18 protein-coding genes are annotated in these 17,728 nt (G+C 30.2%); 16 read left to right on the forward strand and 2 right to left on the reverse strand.

All coding sequences use genetic code 11. The features are described from left to right. The first annotated feature begins 18 nt into the window (after window positions 1-18). The 7 genes from TMEL_RS09570 to TMEL_RS09600 are packed head-to-tail and all read left to right on the forward strand — an operon-like array spanning window position 19 to window position 6,228. Window positions 19-981, forward strand: a complete 963-nt coding sequence (locus tag TMEL_RS09570; RefSeq protein ID WP_012058065.1) for an aspartate-semialdehyde dehydrogenase — start codon at window positions 19-21, stop codon at window positions 979-981. Continuing rightward, complete coding sequence (gene dapF, locus TMEL_RS09575) at window positions 974-1,672, forward strand: diaminopimelate epimerase (RefSeq protein WP_012058066.1); 699 nt, start codon at window positions 974-976, stop codon at window positions 1,670-1,672. The genes TMEL_RS09570 and dapF overlap by 8 nt, the downstream gene beginning before the upstream one ends. Then, entirely contained in the window at window positions 1,665-2,531 is an 867-nt protein-coding gene (dapA, locus tag TMEL_RS09580; protein ID WP_012058067.1) for a 4-hydroxy-tetrahydrodipicolinate synthase, read from the forward strand. Before dapF ends, dapA begins: the two co-directional genes overlap by 8 nt. Continuing rightward, a complete protein-coding gene (gene dapB, locus TMEL_RS09585; protein WP_012058068.1) occupies window positions 2,528-3,181 on the forward strand; it encodes a 4-hydroxy-tetrahydrodipicolinate reductase in 654 nt (217 codons plus the stop codon). Before dapA ends, dapB begins: the two co-directional genes overlap by 4 nt. After that, window positions 3,178-3,873, forward strand: a complete 696-nt coding sequence (gene dapD / locus TMEL_RS09590; RefSeq protein ID WP_012058069.1) for a 2,3,4,5-tetrahydropyridine-2,6-dicarboxylate N-acetyltransferase — start codon at window positions 3,178-3,180, stop codon at window positions 3,871-3,873. Before dapB ends, dapD begins: the two co-directional genes overlap by 4 nt. Before the next feature lie 14 nt (window positions 3,874-3,887). Further along, the gene (locus tag TMEL_RS09595) at window positions 3,888-5,087 is read left to right on the forward strand and encodes an aspartate kinase (RefSeq protein WP_012058070.1); all 1,200 of its coding nucleotides are present in this window, start codon (window positions 3,888-3,890) and stop codon (window positions 5,085-5,087) included. 4 nt (window positions 5,088-5,091) lie between these two features. Beyond that, window positions 5,092-6,228, forward strand: coding sequence for an aspartate aminotransferase family protein (locus TMEL_RS09600; protein ID WP_012058071.1), 1,137 nt, complete (start codon window positions 5,092-5,094; stop codon window positions 6,226-6,228). 14 nt (window positions 6,229-6,242) lie between these two features. On the opposite strand, the gene TMEL_RS09605 is transcribed toward TMEL_RS09600, so the two are convergent. Both TMEL_RS09605 and TMEL_RS10355 read right to left on the reverse strand, forming a co-directional pair. Next, window positions 6,243-6,449: a hypothetical protein gene (locus TMEL_RS09605; protein ID WP_143611050.1), complete on the reverse strand. Its 207-nt coding sequence runs from the start codon at window positions 6,447-6,449 to the stop codon at window positions 6,243-6,245. A 20-nt stretch (window positions 6,450-6,469) separates the two neighbouring features. Then, a complete protein-coding gene (locus TMEL_RS10355) occupies window positions 6,470-6,607 on the reverse strand; it encodes a hypothetical protein (RefSeq protein WP_155760996.1) in 138 nt (45 codons plus the stop codon). Window positions 6,608-7,383: 776 nt separating this feature from the next. On the opposite strand from TMEL_RS10355, the gene TMEL_RS09610 reads away from it, so the two are divergent. From TMEL_RS09610 to TMEL_RS09650, 9 genes are read left to right on the forward strand one after another with little or no spacing between them, the layout of a single operon-like run. Then, on the forward strand, window positions 7,384-8,499 hold the full coding sequence (locus TMEL_RS09610; RefSeq protein ID WP_012058072.1) for a DegT/DnrJ/EryC1/StrS family aminotransferase: 1,116 nt from the start codon (window positions 7,384-7,386) through the stop codon (window positions 8,497-8,499). Between the two features lie 12 nt (window positions 8,500-8,511). Further along, window positions 8,512-9,978, forward strand: coding sequence for an apolipoprotein N-acyltransferase (gene lnt / locus TMEL_RS09615; protein ID WP_012058073.1), 1,467 nt, complete (start codon window positions 8,512-8,514; stop codon window positions 9,976-9,978). Then, window positions 9,975-11,273 carry a nicotinate phosphoribosyltransferase gene (locus tag TMEL_RS09620; RefSeq protein WP_012058074.1) on the forward strand — a complete coding sequence of 433 codons (1,299 nt, stop codon included), beginning with the start codon at window positions 9,975-9,977 and terminating at the stop codon, window positions 11,271-11,273. Before lnt ends, TMEL_RS09620 begins: the two co-directional genes overlap by 4 nt. Window positions 11,274-11,294: 21 nt before the next feature. Continuing rightward, a complete protein-coding gene (locus TMEL_RS09625) occupies window positions 11,295-11,585 on the forward strand; it encodes a putative signal transducing protein (RefSeq protein ID WP_077277101.1) in 291 nt (96 codons plus the stop codon). A 14-nt stretch (window positions 11,586-11,599) separates the two neighbouring features. Then, entirely contained in the window at window positions 11,600-12,691 is a 1,092-nt protein-coding gene (gcvT, locus tag TMEL_RS09630; RefSeq protein ID WP_012058076.1) for a glycine cleavage system aminomethyltransferase GcvT, read from the forward strand. A 5-nt stretch (window positions 12,692-12,696) separates the two neighbouring features. Then, complete coding sequence (gene gcvPA, locus TMEL_RS09635; protein WP_012058077.1) at window positions 12,697-14,016, forward strand: aminomethyl-transferring glycine dehydrogenase subunit GcvPA; 1,320 nt, start codon at window positions 12,697-12,699, stop codon at window positions 14,014-14,016. Between the two features lie 15 nt (window positions 14,017-14,031). Beyond that, a complete protein-coding gene (gene gcvPB, locus TMEL_RS09640; RefSeq protein ID WP_012058078.1) occupies window positions 14,032-15,477 on the forward strand; it encodes an aminomethyl-transferring glycine dehydrogenase subunit GcvPB in 1,446 nt (481 codons plus the stop codon). 1 nt (window position 15,478) lies between these two features. Continuing rightward, a complete protein-coding gene (locus TMEL_RS09645) occupies window positions 15,479-16,564 on the forward strand; it encodes an iron-containing alcohol dehydrogenase family protein (protein ID WP_012058079.1) in 1,086 nt (361 codons plus the stop codon). Continuing rightward, window positions 16,561-17,727: a class I SAM-dependent rRNA methyltransferase gene (locus TMEL_RS09650; RefSeq protein WP_012058080.1), complete on the forward strand. Its 1,167-nt coding sequence runs from the start codon at window positions 16,561-16,563 to the stop codon at window positions 17,725-17,727. Before TMEL_RS09645 ends, TMEL_RS09650 begins: the two co-directional genes overlap by 4 nt. The last annotated feature ends 1 nt before the right edge of the window (window position 17,728 follow it).

The raw sequence follows: 17,728 nt of genomic DNA on the forward strand, positions 1-17,728 counted from the left end.
TATTCAGGAGGTGTCACAATGAAAATTGGAATTGTAGGTGCAACTGGCGAAGTTGGAAGAGCTATGATAAAAGTATTGGAAAAATTCAACATTCCCGTAAAAGAGTTGAGACTTTTCGCATCAAAAAACTCGAAAGGTAAATATTTAAAATTCAAAGGACAAGAAATTATGGTCGAAGAACTTACTGAAGACACAATGAAAGAAAAATATGATTTTCTTTTATTTTCAGCTGGAAAAAATATATCGAAACATTTTGCACCAATAGCAGCAAAGTATGGAAATACAATTATTGACAATTCTTCTGCCTTTAGAATGGAAAAAGATATACCATTAATTGTTCCAGAAATAAATGGATATCTAGTCAAAAGTTATAAAGGAATTATTGCTAATCCCAATTGTTCAACAATTCAAATGGTTCTTTCCTTGCATAAAATTCATGAAAAACTAAAAATAAAAGAAATTTACGTTTCAACTTACCAAGCGGTTTCTGGAGCTGGGCACAAAGCCATTGAAGAATTCTCAGAACAATTAAATGGAAATAAAATAAATGCTATCTTTCCAAAACAAATTGCATACAATATAATACCAGTTATTGGAAACATTCTTTCCAACAACTTTTCAGAAGAAGAATATAAGATGATAAATGAAACGAAAAAGATTTTAAACGATTATTCAATAAAAGTTTACCCCACAACAGTACGTGTGCCAGTAATTTATGGGCATTCAGAAGCCATAGTAGTAAGAACCAAAAAATCGTCTAGTTTAAATGAACTTAAAGAACTAATTTCAAAATCAAAGAATGTAATATACACAGAAGAAATTATTACGCCTTTAGATGTTGAAGATAAAGACGAAGTATTTGTCACAAGACTTAGACAATTTGATACAAATACATTTTCAATATGGAACGTTGCAGATAACATAAGAGTTGGAGCAGCAACCAACGCAGTACGAATCTTGGAGGTGATGATAAATGAATGAAAAAAAGTATACAGCAAATGGTAATTCCTTTATCTTGTTTGACATTACTGACACCTCATTAACAAGTAATGAGAAAAAAGAATTAGTAATAAAAAAATGCCAAGATAGAGATGGTGCATTATTTGTAGAAACAAAAGATGGAATGTATTTCATGGAATACTATAACAAAGACGGAAGCAAAGCGCCATTTTGTGGTAACGGAGCAAGAGCTTTTTTATTTTACCTAATCAAAGAGAAGAAAGCAAATGTGGATAAGTTTCTCACTGAAAGTGGAATAGTATCAGGAAAAATACTAAATGAAAAAATTTTAATAAAAATGCCTAATCCGTTGGTTGCCAGAAAGATTAATGTAGAAAATTTTTCAGGTTATCTATTAACGGTAGGTGTACCACATTTTGTGACATTTGTAGATGATATAGAACATATTGACGTTAAAAATATAGGCAAAAAAATCAGGAATAAACTGGACGCAAATGTAAACTTTGTTGAAAAAATTTCTAAAAATGAAATCAAAGTTCGTACATTTGAAAGAGGCGTGGAAGACGAAACATTATCATGTGGAAGTGGAGTAACAGCTTCAGCTATTGTATTGAATGAATCTAAAGTTAAGGTTCACACTAGAGGTGGAATATTGCATATCTATACATTAAATGATGGATTTTATTTAGAAGGAGATGTGGAAAATGTTTAGCGGAATTGGAACTGCTATTATAACACCATTTAAAAATGGTGAAATTGATTATCATGCTCTTAAAAATTTTCTTGAAACCCAAAGAATGGTTGACGCAATAATACTTTTAGGTACTACTGGTGAAGCTCCAAATATTTCAATTGAAGAAAGAGATAAACTAATTCCTTTTGTAAGAGAATACTTTCCTGATAAACCTTTAATTGTTGGTGTGGGAACAAATAGTTCACATCATACAATGGAACTAGTTAAAAATGCAGAAAAAAACAAAGCAGATGCACTACTTGTAGTAACGCCATATTATAACAAACCTACCCAAATTGGATTGTATCATTACTACAAATATATATCTGAACATACAGATTTAGAAATAATAATTTACAACGTTCCTGGAAGAACAGGAGTTAATATTGCTCCTGAAACTGTCTATAAACTTGCTTCCGATTGTAAAAATATTACCGCATTAAAAGAAGCAAATTCTTCTTTTGATCAAATAAACAAAGTTTTGCATTTAAAACCTGAAACATTTAAAGTTTTTTCTGGAAATGATGATATCTCATTCCAATTTCTTGCAAGTGGAGGTAACGGAGTAATTTCTGTGGCCTCAAATGTAATTCCAAATCAAATGGTTGAAATGTATAAAAATATAATATCAGGAAATATTTCAAATGCTAGAAAAATTTTTTATACATACTATCCACTATTTAAGGCTTTGTTTATTGAAACCAATCCAATACCAGTTAAACAGGCTTTAAACATTATGGGATTAATTGAAAACGAATTAAGATTGCCGTTATATCCTGCAAACAAAGAAACTAAAAACATTTTAGAAAAAATTCTAAAGGAGTGTAAGATAATATGAAATTTGGCGTAATAGGATACAAAGGAAAAATGGGCAAACTAATTACTAAAACTTTTTCAAACAGAGGACATAATTGTGTACTTTTTGTTGACAAAGATGAAATAGAACAAATAGATATCCCAGAAGTCATAGTTGATTTTTCTTTAAAAGATGCGTTAGATAAAACAATAAATCTTTGCAAGAAAAACAAATCAAATCTCGTTATTGGTACAACAGGATTTTCAAATGAAGATTTAGAAAAGTTACAAAAACTTTCAAAAGAAGTTGCTTTAATCCAATCATATAATTTCTCACTTGGAGTAAATATTATTGTTGAAATACTAAACAAGTTAAACAATATTTTAAAGGATTGGGATTGTGAAATTTTCGAAATACACCATTCTCAAAAAAAAGATAAACCATCAGGAACTGCTCTTATGTTTAAAGACGCACTAAAAAAAGAAGTAAATATCAATTCATCAAGACTTGGTGGAATCCCAGGTGACCATACTATTTTTTTTGCAAATCAGGGTGAATTAATCTCAATTTCACACCGTACAATTTCACGTGAAGTTTTTGCATTAGGTGCATTAAAAGCTGCAGAATGGATTTTAAATAAAAAAAATGGTTTTTACACATTCAAAGATATACTTAAGGAGGAGTTAGAATGAATACTCAGGAAATTATAAACTTAATAGCAAATTCCAAAAAAAGGACAATTGCAAAGGCATATGTTTCGGGGAATCTTAAAAACATCAAACTTGAAAATGTTGAGTTTGTCGGCAATGAATTATTTGGTGTTCTATTTGGTGACTTAAAAGATATAGAAAATACAATAAATAAAAATGATATCAAAAACTACAAAATAGAAATTCTTGCTAAAAATTCCGCCATTCCACTTGCTGATATAAAAAAATATAATGCACGCATCGAACCAGGTGCAATAATTCGCGATATGGTTGAAATTGGCGATGGTGCTGTAATCATGATGGGTGCAGTTATAAACATTGGTGCAGTAATTGGTGAAAAAACAATGATCGATATGAATACAGTCATTGGTGGTAGGGCAATTATTGGGAAAAATTGTCATATTGGTGCAGGTTCTGTAATTGCAGGCGTCATAGAACCACCTAGTGCAAAACCTGTAATGATAAAAGATAACGTAATGGTTGGTGCAAATGCCGTTATTTTGGAAGGCGTAGAAATTGGGGAACATAGTGTAATTGCAGCAGGTGCTGTTGTTATAGAAGATATCCCACCATACTCAGTTGTTGCAGGTGTTCCCGCAAAAGTTATTAAAAAAGTAGATAAAAAAACGGAATCAAAAACCCAGATAATTGATAGCTTAAGAAATTTAAAATAATTAGAGGTGATTTAATGATTGTAGTTCAAAAATATGGAGGATCATCTTTAGCAGACACTAAAAAAATTTTAAATGTTTCTAAGAAAATTAAAAAAAGAATTGAAAATGGTGATAAATTAGTAGTTATAGTATCAGCAATGGGAAAAACTACAGACAATCTCATTAACCTTGCAAAATCTTTAAGTAATAATCCACCACTTAGAGAAATGGATATGCTTTTAACAACTGGTGAACAAATTTCCGTTGCACTACTTTCAATCGCTTTAAATGAAATGGGAATAAAATCAAAATCATTTAACGCATTTCAATTAAATATTAGAACAACAGAGCAACATACAAAAGCACGAATTAAAGATATAGATAAACAAAAGATACTGGAAGAACTCAAAGAAAATTCAGTGATAATTGTTACTGGTTTTCAGGGAATATCAGACAAGGGAGATTTAACTACTCTTGGAAGAGGTGGTTCGGATACAAGTGCAGTAGCTGTTGCAGCAAAACTGGGAGTAAATTGTGAAATATATAGTGATGTGGATGGAATTTACGCATGCGATCCAAAAATAATTAAAGGTGCAAAAAAGATTGAATTTATAACATACGATGATGCACTTGAATTATCATCTCTAGGTGCAAAAGTATTACACTCAAGAGCAGTTGAATTAGCAAAAAAGTATAAAGTAAAAATTTACTGTGCTTCTTCATTTGTCGATAAGGAGGGAACTTGGGTGGTTGAAAAAATACCAGAATGGTTAGAACAGCCTGTTGTCACAGGTACAACAATCGAAAATGATCAAACAAAAATAACAATTAACGAATTACCAAAAAACGAAATGTTATTGGAAAGCATATTTGAAGAACTTAGCAAGAAAAATATTAACATTGATATGATATCAATGTATTCAGATTACAATCATTTTCACCTATCTTTTACAGTATTAAACGCACTAAAAGATCATATTATCGACATAATAAAAAGCATTAATAGTTCTTTAAATGTCACATATCAAGGACCTTTTGATAAAGTATCAGTAGTCGGTGTTGGAATGAAATCAAGCACTGGAGTTGCCGCTAGATTTTTCAAAACAATTGCCAATTTAGGTATTAAACCTGAGGTAGTAACCACATCAGAAATTAAAATTTCAGTACTAGTACCCAAAAATATTTCAAAGAAACTTTTAAAAAATTTAGCAGATGAATTCAACCTAAGGAGGTAAAAAAATGTTTATTTCAGGTACATATAAAAGATTTTCCATAAGTATTAGAAACGCAAAAGGCATATGGGTCTATGATAAAAATGGAAAAAAATACTTAGATACCTTTTCTGGTATTGGAGTAAATATTTTTGGACATTGTGATAAAGATATAACCTCTGCAATTATTGAAAAAGCAAAAAGATTTACTCATATTTCAAACTTTTTTTTGGACGAAGACGCTTCAATTATCGCAGAAAAACTGGTAAAAAAAACAAATAAAGAAGGTAAAGTTTATTTTTCAAACTCAGGAACAGAGGCAAATGAAGCTGCATTAAAAACCATTAAAAAATACAAAAATGGTATTATTGTTTCTTTTACTGGAAATTTTCATGGAAGAACAATAGGTTCTTTATCCATAACAGGTTTTGAAAATTTAAGAGAACCTTTTCTTCCTTTATTGGATAACATCGTTTTTTTAAGATACAACGACATTGAAATGTTTAAAAATTTCTTCAAAGAAAACGGAGAAAATGTTTCAGCTGTATTTGTGGAAAGTGTAAGAGGTAGCGGAGGACTAGATAAATTAGATATTGAGTTTGCAAATTTAATAATGGAATATAAACATAAGTACGGTTTTATATTAGTAGCTGATGAAGTACAATCCGGATTGGGAAGAACTGGGAAATTCTTTGCTTATCAACATTTTAATTTAGAACCTGATATAGTTACCACGGCAAAAGCATTGGGGGGTGGAATTCCACTAGGTGCAACTATATTTATAGGAAAATTGCAAAATATCTTTTCATTAGGAGATCATGGCTCAACTTTTGCACCAAATCCACTTGCACTTTCTGCAAGTAAAGTAGTACTTAATAAGATTGATAAAAATCTACTCGATGAAGTTACAAAAAAGGGGATATATCTAAAGGACAATTTACTTTCAATAGACAATCCAAAAATTTTAGAAGTCAAAGGCTTAGGTTTGATGATTGGTATAAAAGTAGATACAAATAAAGATATCACAAAAATAGCTCTTAAAGAAGAAATCCTATTAAATGTTGTTAAAAAAAATGTAATTAGACTTCTTCCTCCACTAAATATTTCTTATCAAGAAATAAATTTATTAGTTTCAAAATTAAAGAGTATTTTGGAAAAGATATAATTCCATACGTGGAGTTATATCTCTCCAACATCTTTTAAAAAATGCAACAAAAAACCTTTAATAACAGATGAACTAAAACTAATAATAGATAACACTTCGGATTTTAAAAGATAAAAATTGCTTTCATTACTTTTCATATCCTCAATTGTAATTCTATTTAAAAGTTTGTCTTTTCCAAATATTCTTTTTACTTCCCCATGAATTGTCTCAAATTTTTTCAAAGAATATTCCATTACTTTGTTTACATACTCTTCGTAAGAATCAAAAATACAGGCTTAGACTTTAAAATAACATATTTTATTACACCATTAGAATAATACATAAGGTAAGCAAGAAAATCATCCAAAAATAAATGTGTGTTTCCCAATACTAAATTCATTTGCTTAGAAAATATCGTGACAAAAAGTTCACCAAAATTGCCAGGAACTATATGATAAGGTTGAGAAAGATCTTCTATATAATGTAAGGCTCTTGCTAAAAATCTATAACCACAATATCTATCACCTTTTCCGAATGCTTTTTTGACATTTCAACAAAATACAAAAATGATTTATCACCTTAGAAAAAATTTAAAAATCCTATTTTGTATTTCATATATCTAACACCCTGGTTATTCCCTTTTAGAAACTAGAAGGGATCTAATTCTAAATAATACCCCTTTGGTATTATTTTAACATAGAATTTTATAAAAATTTATTCTATAAATTCATTATTTGTATTTCTTTAGAAATAAAAACTTCTACAATAATTATCCGCCAAATTGGTAAAGGAAAATTATATGTTATAATTTTCACAGAATATTTTAGTAAAATCTTTATTAAATTTGCAAAAAACCTCTCAATTCAACACCTTCAAAATAATCCAGATAGAAAAAACAAAAAACTTCTTACAAAAAATGATTTTAATCATATTTAAAATCACTGTCTTAATAAATAATAAAGCTTTTACAAAAATATAAGGAAACTTGTACATGAATTCTCAAAAATTGCCATCATCTGAAAAGTCAATTCTTTTTTCAATAAAAACAAAAATACATTAACTTTTGCTTCAAAGTAACTATAATATATAGTTAAAGAATAATTTTATTAATCTCTCTTTCTATAACTATGTTATACTTATTACAGCAAACAAAACTTCATTTTTGGGGGAATTAAAATGAAAATTCCACTTTCAAATGCGTTATTAGACGAAAAAGATATATATGAAGTTCTAAAGGTACTAAAATCAAAGAGACTTGCACTTGGACCATACATGAAAAAATTTGAAGAAATGGTAAAAAATTATGTAGATACAAAATATGCAGTAGCAGTAAGTAGCGGCACAGCTGCTCTTCATCTTATACTTAAATCACTGGATTTTGGCGAAAATGATATATTATTAACCTCTTCTTTTACATTTATCTCATCTGCAAACGTTGCTTTGTATGAAAAAGGAAATGTACATTTTGTTGATATTGAACCTGACACATTGAATGTTTCACTAAATGCCTTGGAAGAGGAGATAATAAAAACAAAAAAGAAAAACTCAAGATTATTTTTCATGGGAGTAGATATCTTTGGCCATCCTCTTGATTGGGATAAAATATTAGATATTTGTCAAAAATATAGTGTAGAAATAATCGAAGACTCATGTGAAGCACTGGGTAGTGAATATAAAGGAAAAAAATGTGGTACTTTCGGTCAAGCAGGTGCTTTTGCATTTTATCCCAACAAACAAATTACAACGGGTGAAGGTGGGATAATTGTAACCAACAACGAAAAAATATATCAAATTACAAAAGCTATGAGAAATCAAGGAAGAACTTCATCAAAATGGTTATCACATGAGGTAATTGGTTACAACTATAGAATTGATGAAATGTCATCTGCTTTGGGGTATTCTCAGATGAAAAAGATTGATAAAATAATAGAAATGAGAAATAAAGCCGCAAAAAATTATGAAAAATTACTAACATTTTTGGAAATTCCAGTTATAAAAAGCTATGTTACAAAAATGTCTTGGTTTGTATATGTTGTTAAATTACCAAAAGGTACTGATATAAATAAAGTAATAGATTACATGGCAAAAAACGAAATTGAAACAAGAAATTACTTTGCCCCAATTCACTTGCAACCAGTATATAAAAAATTGGGTTGGAAAGAAGGAATGTTACCAATTACAGAAGAAATTTCTAAACGAACTCTTGCCATACCATTTTACTCTGAAATAACATTTGAAGAGCAGGAAAAAGTTGCGTTTTATCTAAAAAAAGCCTTAGAGTTATTTTCCTAAGGAGGAATCAAAGTGATTTTTATTGTAATTTCAGCTATTTTAACATCATTATCAATGCCAGGGTTTTTGTGGGGCGGTTTGATTTGGTTTTCACTAATACTATTCTTTAAAGGATTAGAAAACAAAAGGTTTACTTTTATTTATTCCTTTTTATTTCATTTTATTTTATACTTTATCTCACTTTACTGGGTCATTCCTGTTTTGACATCAAACCTTCCGGATTTCTTTGGAAGATTTTCGCCCTTTACAGGATTCTTAGTTTTCCTTTTGTTGTGTACAATTGAAGCACTACCTTTTACAGTATTTGGTATATTTTATGGTTATTTTATTGACAAAATCAAAGGTTTTTTACCAAAAGCTTTTTTTGTATCATCCATATACTCAATTATAGAATTTCTTAGAGGAATTGGAGAAATGGGATTTACTGGCATTAGACTTTCAGATGCTTTATACAAGGAAGTTGGTATAATTCAGATTGTATCACTTGTTGGAACAATTGGTTTAACTTTTTTAGTGGTATTTGTAAATTTTACACTTTACTATAAAAAAATTTCTATTTCTAAGATTATAATAACCCTATCCATGATTTATCTTTTTAATTGGCTCATTATTTCCGTTCTTCCAACAAATTCTGCAAACACACCTTTGGTTATTGTACAGACAAACATGGAACAAAAAGTAAAATATTCAAAAGATGAAACAGAAATTCTCAATTATTTTACAAATATCTTGACCAGTAACACACCAAATTACTTACACATATTTCCCGAAGCAGTTTTTCCCGACAAAGATATAAGAAACTCGTATATAGAAGAAAAAATAAAAATGTTAAGCATTAAAAAACCGATAATCCTAGGTTTTCCAACTTTTAATGATAATTCAAAAAACAGTGCAGCAGTTTATGCAAATGGAATGTACATTGGAAAATATGACAAAATAAAACTTTTCCCATTTGTAGAATTTTTACCATACGAAAAAATTTTTAAAAAGTTCCAATTTCTAAAAGGCATATCTTACTTTTCAAAAGGAACAGATTTTAAAGTTTTTAAGATTAATGACTATCCGGATTTCGGTATTCAAATATGTTTTGAAAGCTATTTTTCAGAAATTTCAAGAAAACTTTCTAAAAATGGTGCCAAATTCCTTATAATCATTTCTAATGACGGCTGGTACAAATTTACAACGGCACATATCCAACATTTTTCAAAATCAATATTTAGAGCAATCGAAAATAGAAGATATGTTGTTCAAGTATCAAATACTGGAATAAGTGGCGTAATTGATAAATATGGAAGAATTGTCAAAATCTTCCCTCCAATGGTTGAAAAATATGGAATATTTAACGTACAACCAAATACCGAAAAAACAGTTTACCAAAGATTTGGTGACTGGTTTGTTATTGTTTTGATACTAAATGCAATTTTTATCCCTCTAATATATAGAAAAAGAAAAAATAAACTAAAAGGAGGAAAAATATGAAGAGATTGCATCCTAAAGTATTTAAAATTCCAATAGATAAAATCAGAATGGGGTACTACTCAGACAAATATTTTACAAGATATGTAGAAATACTAAAAAAAGATAATCACCACCCAACAGTTTATTATCAATTTTTCCCAAGACAAGATGCAACAATATGTGGTATTGACGAAGCGCTTGCAATTTTAAAATATTGTACAGGATATTACAAAGACGAAGAAAAGGCAAAAGAAATCTTTTCAGAAATGCTACAAATAGACAAGAAAATGCAATCTCTATCTCTTCAAGGAGATGTAAAGGAAATAATAAAACTAACAGAAAAAAAATGGAATTTAAGACTTAGATTAAACGACCTGTGGATCAACAAATGGGAAGAAATTGAGGTAAGAGCTGCTTTTGATGGTGATGAAATAAAAGAAGGAAAACCTATTCTAACAATTGAAGGTGACCCAACATATTTTGGATATCTTGAAACTGTACTACTTGGTGTAATAGCAAGAGCTTCGAGTACTGCAACAGCTGTAAAAAAAGTTGTAAAAGCCGCAAATGGAAAACCTATATTATTTTTCAGTGCAAGGTTTGACCATTATTGGGTTCAAGCTACAGACGGTTATGCTGCACTAAAAGCAGGTGCATTTGGCGTGTCTACAGATGCAAATGCCGATTACTGGGGAATTGAATCGATGGGTACAATTCCACATGCTTTAATTGCAGCATATAACGGACAAACAGATATTGCCTCAATTGCCTTTGATAAGTACATGCCCAAGCATGTAAACAGAATTTTCTTAGTTGATTGGGATAATGATGTAATAAACACCACCTTTAAAGTAGTTAAAAGTTTTTATGAATACATAACAGGAAAAGAATTTATACTAGGAAAAACAGATCCTTCAGAAATAATTGGCGAAGGAAAAAACAAAATTTGGGGTGTAAGATTTGATACTTCAGGAAGTCTACGTGATAAATCCGTAATCCCCAAAGATGAAAGTTCGTTTGGAGTTTGTCCGGAATTAGTCTGGAGAGCAAGGAATGAATTTGACAAAGTTGGATTAAATAATTTGAAAATAGTAGTTTCAGGAGGCTTTGATGAAAAGAAAATTGAATTATTTGAAAAACTTCAAGTTCCAGCTGATGTCTATGGAGTAGGTTCAAAATTATTAAAGAAAAAAATAGATATCACTGCAGATATAGTAGAAGTTAATGGAAAACATTGCGCAAAAGTTGGACGTAAAAAAGAAGATAATTCCCATTTAAAAATTGTTCCTAAAAAATTTTGGGAAAATGAACAATAGTTCGCATACCAAAAAATAATTTTGATAATTGAATTTTATGAGATTTATTCGCGGTTTTCAACAAAAAAAGTAGATGTTAAAATTACATTGGAGATGATTATTATGTGGAAAAAATTAACTGAGGTTGATGGAGAGATAAATGCAAAAATAATAGAAGGATTACTAAAGACCAACAACATTGAATGTGTTTTAGAAATAGTTTCAGAACCATTTCCAAAAGCTTACTTTGGTTCTTCGACATTTTTCGCAATTTATGTAAAGGAAAACGATTTTGAAATTGCCAAAAATTTGATTAATCCCAATCCAATATAAAGGAGGAATTTATTATGAAATATACACCATTATATGAAGAACACGTAAAGCTTGGAGCAAAAATGGTTGATTTTGCTGGATTTAACATGCCTATACAATACACAAGTATTAAAGATGAAGTATTAGCTGTTAGAAAAAATGTCGGTATGTTTGACGTTTCTCACATGGGGGAGGTAATAGTTGAAGGTAAAGATTCAACAAAATTTGTAGATTTTTTAATTACCAATGATTTTAAAAATCTAAAACCTGGTGAAATCGTATATACTGCCATGTGTAATGAAAACGGTGGATTTGTAGATGATTTACTTGCATACAAAATCTCAGAGGAAAAAGCTATGTTGGTAATCAACGCATCAAACATTGAAAAAGATTTTAGTTGGATGAAAAAAATTTCAGAATCATTTGACGTAACTCTTGAAAATAAATCTGATGAATATGTACTTATTGCTGTACAAGGTCCAAACGCTCAAAAAACATTACAAAAAATTACGAATGTTGATTTAGAACAAATAGGTTACTACACTTTTACAGAAGGAAATGTGCTGGATATCAAAGCTATAATATCTAGAACAGGATATACAGGAGAAGATGGATTTGAAATTTATACTACTGACAAAGATGGAATTATAAAAATATGGAAAAAACTTTTAAATTTAAACGTAATTCCTGCAGGATTGGGTGCAAGAGATTGTTTGAGATTAGAAGCTTCTCTATTACTATATGGAAACGATATGGATGAAACTATAACACCTCTTGAAGTAGGTATAAAATGGGCAGTGAAATTCGAAAAAGATTTTATGGGAAAAGAAGCACTCAAAAGACAATTGGAAGAAGGTACTTCTAGAAGACTAAAAGGATTTAAAATTATCGACAAGGGAATTGCAAGGCATGGATATAAAGTTTTTAAAGATGGAAAAGAAATTGGTTATGTTACAAGTGGAACTTTTTCTCCTACTTTAAATCAAGCAATTGGAATGGCCCTAATAGAGAAAGGATACAAATCTGGGGAAATAATCGAAATAGAAATAAGAAATAAATTAGTAAAAGCAGAAATTGTAAAAATGCCATTCTATAGAGGAAGCGTAAAATCTAAAAAGAAAGGATGATAAAAATGCACAGATATATTCCACATACAGAAAAAGAAATAAATGAAATGTTAAAAGAAATCGGCATCAATTCAATTGAGGAATTGTACATAAATGTTCCCAAAACAATTGATAGATATACTCTTGAAGATGGTAAAGATGAATTTACAGTAAAAAGAGAACTAATCAAGATTGCAAACAAAAACAAAGTATTTAGTTCTGAAAATATCTTTGCAGGAGCTGGTATTTACACCCACTATATTCCTGCTATTGTTGAGAATCTTGCAAACAATCAAAAATTTGTAACGGCATATACACCGTATCAAGCGGAAGTCTCACAAGGTACACTACAAGCATTATTTGAATACCAAACTATGATGTGTGAACTAACCGGTATGGAAGTAGCAAATTCATCGATGTACGACGGTGCTACTGCACTTGCAGAAGCAATACTTATGGCTGTAAGGGTTAATAGAAAAAATAAAGTTTTAATTGCAAGTTCGATTTCCCCGGAATACATTCAAACAAGTAAAACATATTGTACCCCACAAAATATTTTAATTGAAGAGGTTAAGTGGAATAATAATGGTACAATAAATTTTGAGGATTTAAAATCTAAGATAGATGAAAATACCACAGCTTTGGTAGTAGGATACCCAAATTTCTTTGGTATAGTTGAAGACTTAAAGGAAATTAGAGAAACAATTCCCGAAAAGGTTATGTTAATAGTTGTTAGTGAACCAGTATCATTGGCCATTTTAGAAGCACCTGGTAAACTTGGAGCAGATATTGTAGTTGGTGAAGGGCAAGCATTGGGAATTACTCCAAACTTTGGTGGCCCTGGTATTGGTTTTTTCACTACCCTGGAAAAATACATTAGGAAAATGCCAGGTAGAATCATAGGAGAAACAAAAGATGTAGATGGTAAAATCGGATATGTAATGGTTCTACAAACAAGAGAACAGCATATACGTCGAGCAAAAGCAACATCTAACATCTGTTCCAATCATGCTTTAATGGCTTTAACAAATGCTATATACCTTTCAGCAATGGGACCAAAAGGCCTTAGAGAGGTAGCAAAAATGTCGTATAATGCTGCTCATTACCTTGCAGAAAAACTTAAAGAAAAAGGATATTCTCTCATATTTGACGGTCCATTCTTTAATGAGTTTGTATTTAATGCAGGTGAAAATTACTACGAAAAATGGGTTGAGATAGCAAAAGATGGTGTTCTTGGCCCAATACCTTTAGATAAAACTCTTCCGAACTTTAAGAACTGTGCACTTGCATGTTGTACAGAAGTAAATACAAAAGAAAGTATCGACAATTTACTCAGACACTTCTAGAATGGGGGGAACAAAATGACAATTTTTGAACTATCAAAAGAGGGAAGAAAAGCATATAATCTACCAAAAAATAACATAAAAGATTATGGTTTTGATTTTCCAAATCATTTAATGAGGGGAAAGGAACCAAGACTACCTCAAGTTAGCGAATTGGATATAGTAAGACATTATACCAATCTTGCAGCAAAAAATTATGCGGTTGACGTAGGTTTTTATCCTTTAGGTTCTTGTACTATGAAGTATAATCCAAAAATTAATGAAAAACTTGCAAGCTTGGAAGGTTTTACTATGATTCATCCCTGTCAACCTAGAGAAGTTACACAGGGTGCTCTTCAATTAATGTACGAACTTAAAGAAATGTTATGTGAAATTTCTGGTATGGATGATATGACTTTAATACCGTCTGCCGGTGCTCATGGTGAACTAACTGGTATGTTAATCGCAAGAGCATATCATTTAAGCCGAGGAGACACAAAGAGAAAAAAAGCAATAGTACCAGATAGTGCGCATGGAACAAACCCAGCTTCTGCTATGATGGCAGGATTTGAAGTGGTTGAATTAAAATCTGGCAAAGATGGAAGAATAGATCTTGAAGAATTAGAAAAACATCTTGACGATGAAGTAGCTGTATTACTCTTGACTAACCCAAATACTTTGGGACTTTTTGAAAAAGATATTATAAAAATAGCTGAAACTGTTCATAAACATGGTGCTCTTCTATATTACGATGGTGCAAATTTAAATGCAATTTTAGGAAGGACAAGACCTGGCGATATGGGATTTGATATTGTCCATTTGAACCTCCACAAAACATTTAGTACACCACATGGAATGGGAGGACCCGGAAGCGGGCCAGTAGGTGTTAAAAAACATCTTGCAAAGTTCTTACCCATCCCTGAAATAATCAAAGAAAGTGATGTTTATAAATTTAACTATAACAAATCAGAAAGTATCGGTTTTATAAGAAGCTTTTATGGAAACTTTTCTGTCTTAGTTAGGGCATACGTATACATAAAAACTATGGGTAATGATGGATTAAAAAAGGTTGGTCAAATGGCAGTATTAAATGCAAACTATCTTAGAAAGAAAGTATCAAAAATTATGGACATTGCTTATCCAGATATGTGTATGCATGAGTTTGTTGCAACCTGCGAAAAACTAACTAAAGAAACAGGTGTAAAGGCTCTTGATATAGCAAAAAGGTTACTTGACTATGGAATACATGCTCCCACGATGTATTTTCCATTAATTGTTCACGAAGACTTTATGATAGAACCAACAGAAACTGAAAGCAAAGATACACTGGATGAATTTACAAAAATATTAGAAAAAATATTTATTGAAGCAAAAGAAAATCCAGAATTGGTAAAGAATGCACCGTATACCACTCCTGTAAGACGTCTTGACGAAGCTTCTGCATCCAGAAAACCAATAGTAAAATACAACTTTGAGGAGGAATAAAATGAAATTTTATCTTCCTACAAAGATCTTTTTCGAAGATAATTACATACAGTCAATAGATGAAATCAAAAGATTGGGAGATAAGTTTTTAATTATAACAGGAAAAAGCTCTAAAATTAATAAAAGCTTAGATGAGCTTTTGAAAATTCTAAATAAACTCAATAAAAAATACGAAATATTTGACGAAACATTAGAAAATCCCCCAAAAGAAATGATTAACAATATAATTGAAAGGTATGGTAAAAATTGGGATGTAATCGTTGGCCTTGGTGGAGGAAGTCCTATGGACACCGCCAAGGCCGTTGCTGTTCTATGTAAAAACAATATATCTGTAGAAGAGTTATATGATAGCAATAAATATAATTCTGCTGCAAAAATTTTATGTATCCCAACAACATCTGGTACAGGGAGTGAAGTTACACAATACTCTGTTTTAACAATTAACAATGTAAAAAAAGGATTTAAACATGACGTAATATTTCCAGATGTTGCTATTTTAGAACCAAAGTACACTTTAACACTCAATAAGGAACTAACTGTTTCAACCGCATTAGATGCTTTGTCTCATGCTATAGAAGCTTTTCTATCATTAAGAGCTAACTCATTTTCCGATCTTTATGCATTAAAGGCTATCGAAATAATATCACTTAACTTAAATAATTTAGTTAAAGATCTTGGAAACTATGAACTACGAAAGAAAATAATGTTGGCTTCTTTGTATGCGGGAATTTCAATTGGCATAACTGGAACCACTATTGCACATTCTCTTGGATACTCATTAACAACAGAGAAAGGAATTAAACATGGACTTGCTACTGCTGTTTTTTTACCATTTGAAATAGAACATTCAAATTCTTCAAAAGCAAACAAAATAAAAGAAATACTAGGTGATCCATTAGAGTTTCTAAAATCACTTAATATTCTTATTAAATTTTCCGTTAACGAAAGAGAAATTGAAGCTTGGTCACAGAGGGTATTAAATTCTTCACATGTTAAGGTAACACCAGGAAATTATGACTTTTCAAAAATAAAAGAAACTTATAAATGGCTACTTGAAAAATCTGGACTATACGGAGGTAATAAATGAAAGTTTTTTTGAAAAAAAATATAAAAAATAGAATAAGAAATGGACATCCTTGGATATATGAAAATGAGATTGAAAGTTATGAAGAAAACATAAAAAATGGTAACATTGTTGATATATTTAATCATGAAAATTTCTTTATTGGAAAAGGATATATAAACTTTAACTCAAAAATTAGGATAAGAATATTAACCAGAAAAAATGAATCTATTGAAAAGGATTTTTTCAAAAAAAGATTTATTTCGGCATTAAAAAGAAGAAATACAAAAGAAAATAGTTTCAGGGTAATATTTTCAGAGGCAGATAATTTACCAGGTTTAATTGTTGATAAATTTGACAATTACATTGTATTAGAAATTAACACTTTGGGAATGGAAAGATTCAAAAGCTTAATAATTGATACAATAGTAGAATTATTCAATCCAAAGGGAATATTTGAAAAATCAAACAACTCATCAAGAGAAAAAGAAGGATTAGAAAAATTTTCTGGATGGGTTTATAAAAACGGACCAGAGTTAATTCCATTTAATTTAAATGGTTTAAAATTTTTTGCAGATACAAAAGGGCAAAAAACAGGATCATTTCTTGATCAAAGAATAAATGCAAAAAGTTTAAAAAACTTCTCCAAAAATAAAGTTTGTCTTGATGCATTTTGCTATACTGGAAATTTTGGAATGCATATGTTATTGTATGGTGCAAAACATGTAACATTTTTAGATTACTCTCAACGTGCAATAGATATAGTAAACTTAATAGCAAAAGAAAATGGCTTTAAAAATTACGAGACAATAGTTGGAAATGCCTTTGATATTCTCAAAAATTTTGACAAATCTTCAAAATACTTCGACATTGTCTCTATTGATCCTCCTTCCTTTGCAAAAAAGGCAACTAACAAACAAAGCGCATTTAAAGGATATAAAGAAATTAATCTCAGAGCTATGAGAATAACTAAAGACAATGGATTAATAGCAACTTCCTCGTGTACACAAGTAATTTCAGAAGAAGAATTTGAACATATCTTATTTTCCGCTGGAGTTGACTCTGGAAAATTAATAAGAGTTATCCATAGAGGTGATCAACCTTTTGATCATCCTTATGTTTTAAATATTCTTGAAACAAAATATTTAAAATTCAGATTACTTCAAATAGAAAATATAAAGGAGTAAT

Origin of the sequence: Thermosipho melanesiensis BI429 (assembly GCF_000016905.1) — a bacterium.
Classification (GTDB): domain Bacteria; phylum Thermotogota; class Thermotogae; order Thermotogales; family Fervidobacteriaceae; genus Thermosipho; species Thermosipho melanesiensis.

Coding starts and splice junctions, on each gene's coding strand:
- gcvPB (WP_012058078.1), top strand. CDS start 14,032: ATGACAATTTTTGAACTATCAAAAGAGGGAAGAAAAGCATATAATCTA.
- dapD (WP_012058069.1), top strand. CDS start 3,178: ATGAATACTCAGGAAATTATAAACTTAATAGCAAATTCCAAAAAAAGG.
- dapB (WP_012058068.1), top strand. CDS start 2,528: ATGAAATTTGGCGTAATAGGATACAAAGGAAAAATGGGCAAACTAATT.
- TMEL_RS09620 (WP_012058074.1), top strand. CDS start 9,975: ATGAAGAGATTGCATCCTAAAGTATTTAAAATTCCAATAGATAAAATC.
- TMEL_RS09650 (WP_012058080.1), top strand. CDS start 16,561: ATGAAAGTTTTTTTGAAAAAAAATATAAAAAATAGAATAAGAAATGGA.
- TMEL_RS09610 (WP_012058072.1), top strand. CDS start 7,384: ATGAAAATTCCACTTTCAAATGCGTTATTAGACGAAAAAGATATATAT.
- TMEL_RS09600 (WP_012058071.1), top strand. CDS start 5,092: ATGTTTATTTCAGGTACATATAAAAGATTTTCCATAAGTATTAGAAAC.
- TMEL_RS09595 (WP_012058070.1), top strand. CDS start 3,888: ATGATTGTAGTTCAAAAATATGGAGGATCATCTTTAGCAGACACTAAA.
- dapF (WP_012058066.1), top strand. CDS start 974: ATGAATGAAAAAAAGTATACAGCAAATGGTAATTCCTTTATCTTGTTT.
- TMEL_RS09645 (WP_012058079.1), top strand. CDS start 15,479: ATGAAATTTTATCTTCCTACAAAGATCTTTTTCGAAGATAATTACATA.
- TMEL_RS10355 (WP_155760996.1), bottom strand. CDS start 6,607: ATGAATTTAGTATTGGGAAACACACATTTATTTTTGGATGATTTTCTT.
- gcvT (WP_012058076.1), top strand. CDS start 11,600: ATGAAATATACACCATTATATGAAGAACACGTAAAGCTTGGAGCAAAA.
- TMEL_RS09570 (WP_012058065.1), top strand. CDS start 19: ATGAAAATTGGAATTGTAGGTGCAACTGGCGAAGTTGGAAGAGCTATG.
- gcvPA (WP_012058077.1), top strand. CDS start 12,697: ATGCACAGATATATTCCACATACAGAAAAAGAAATAAATGAAATGTTA.
- dapA (WP_012058067.1), top strand. CDS start 1,665: ATGTTTAGCGGAATTGGAACTGCTATTATAACACCATTTAAAAATGGT.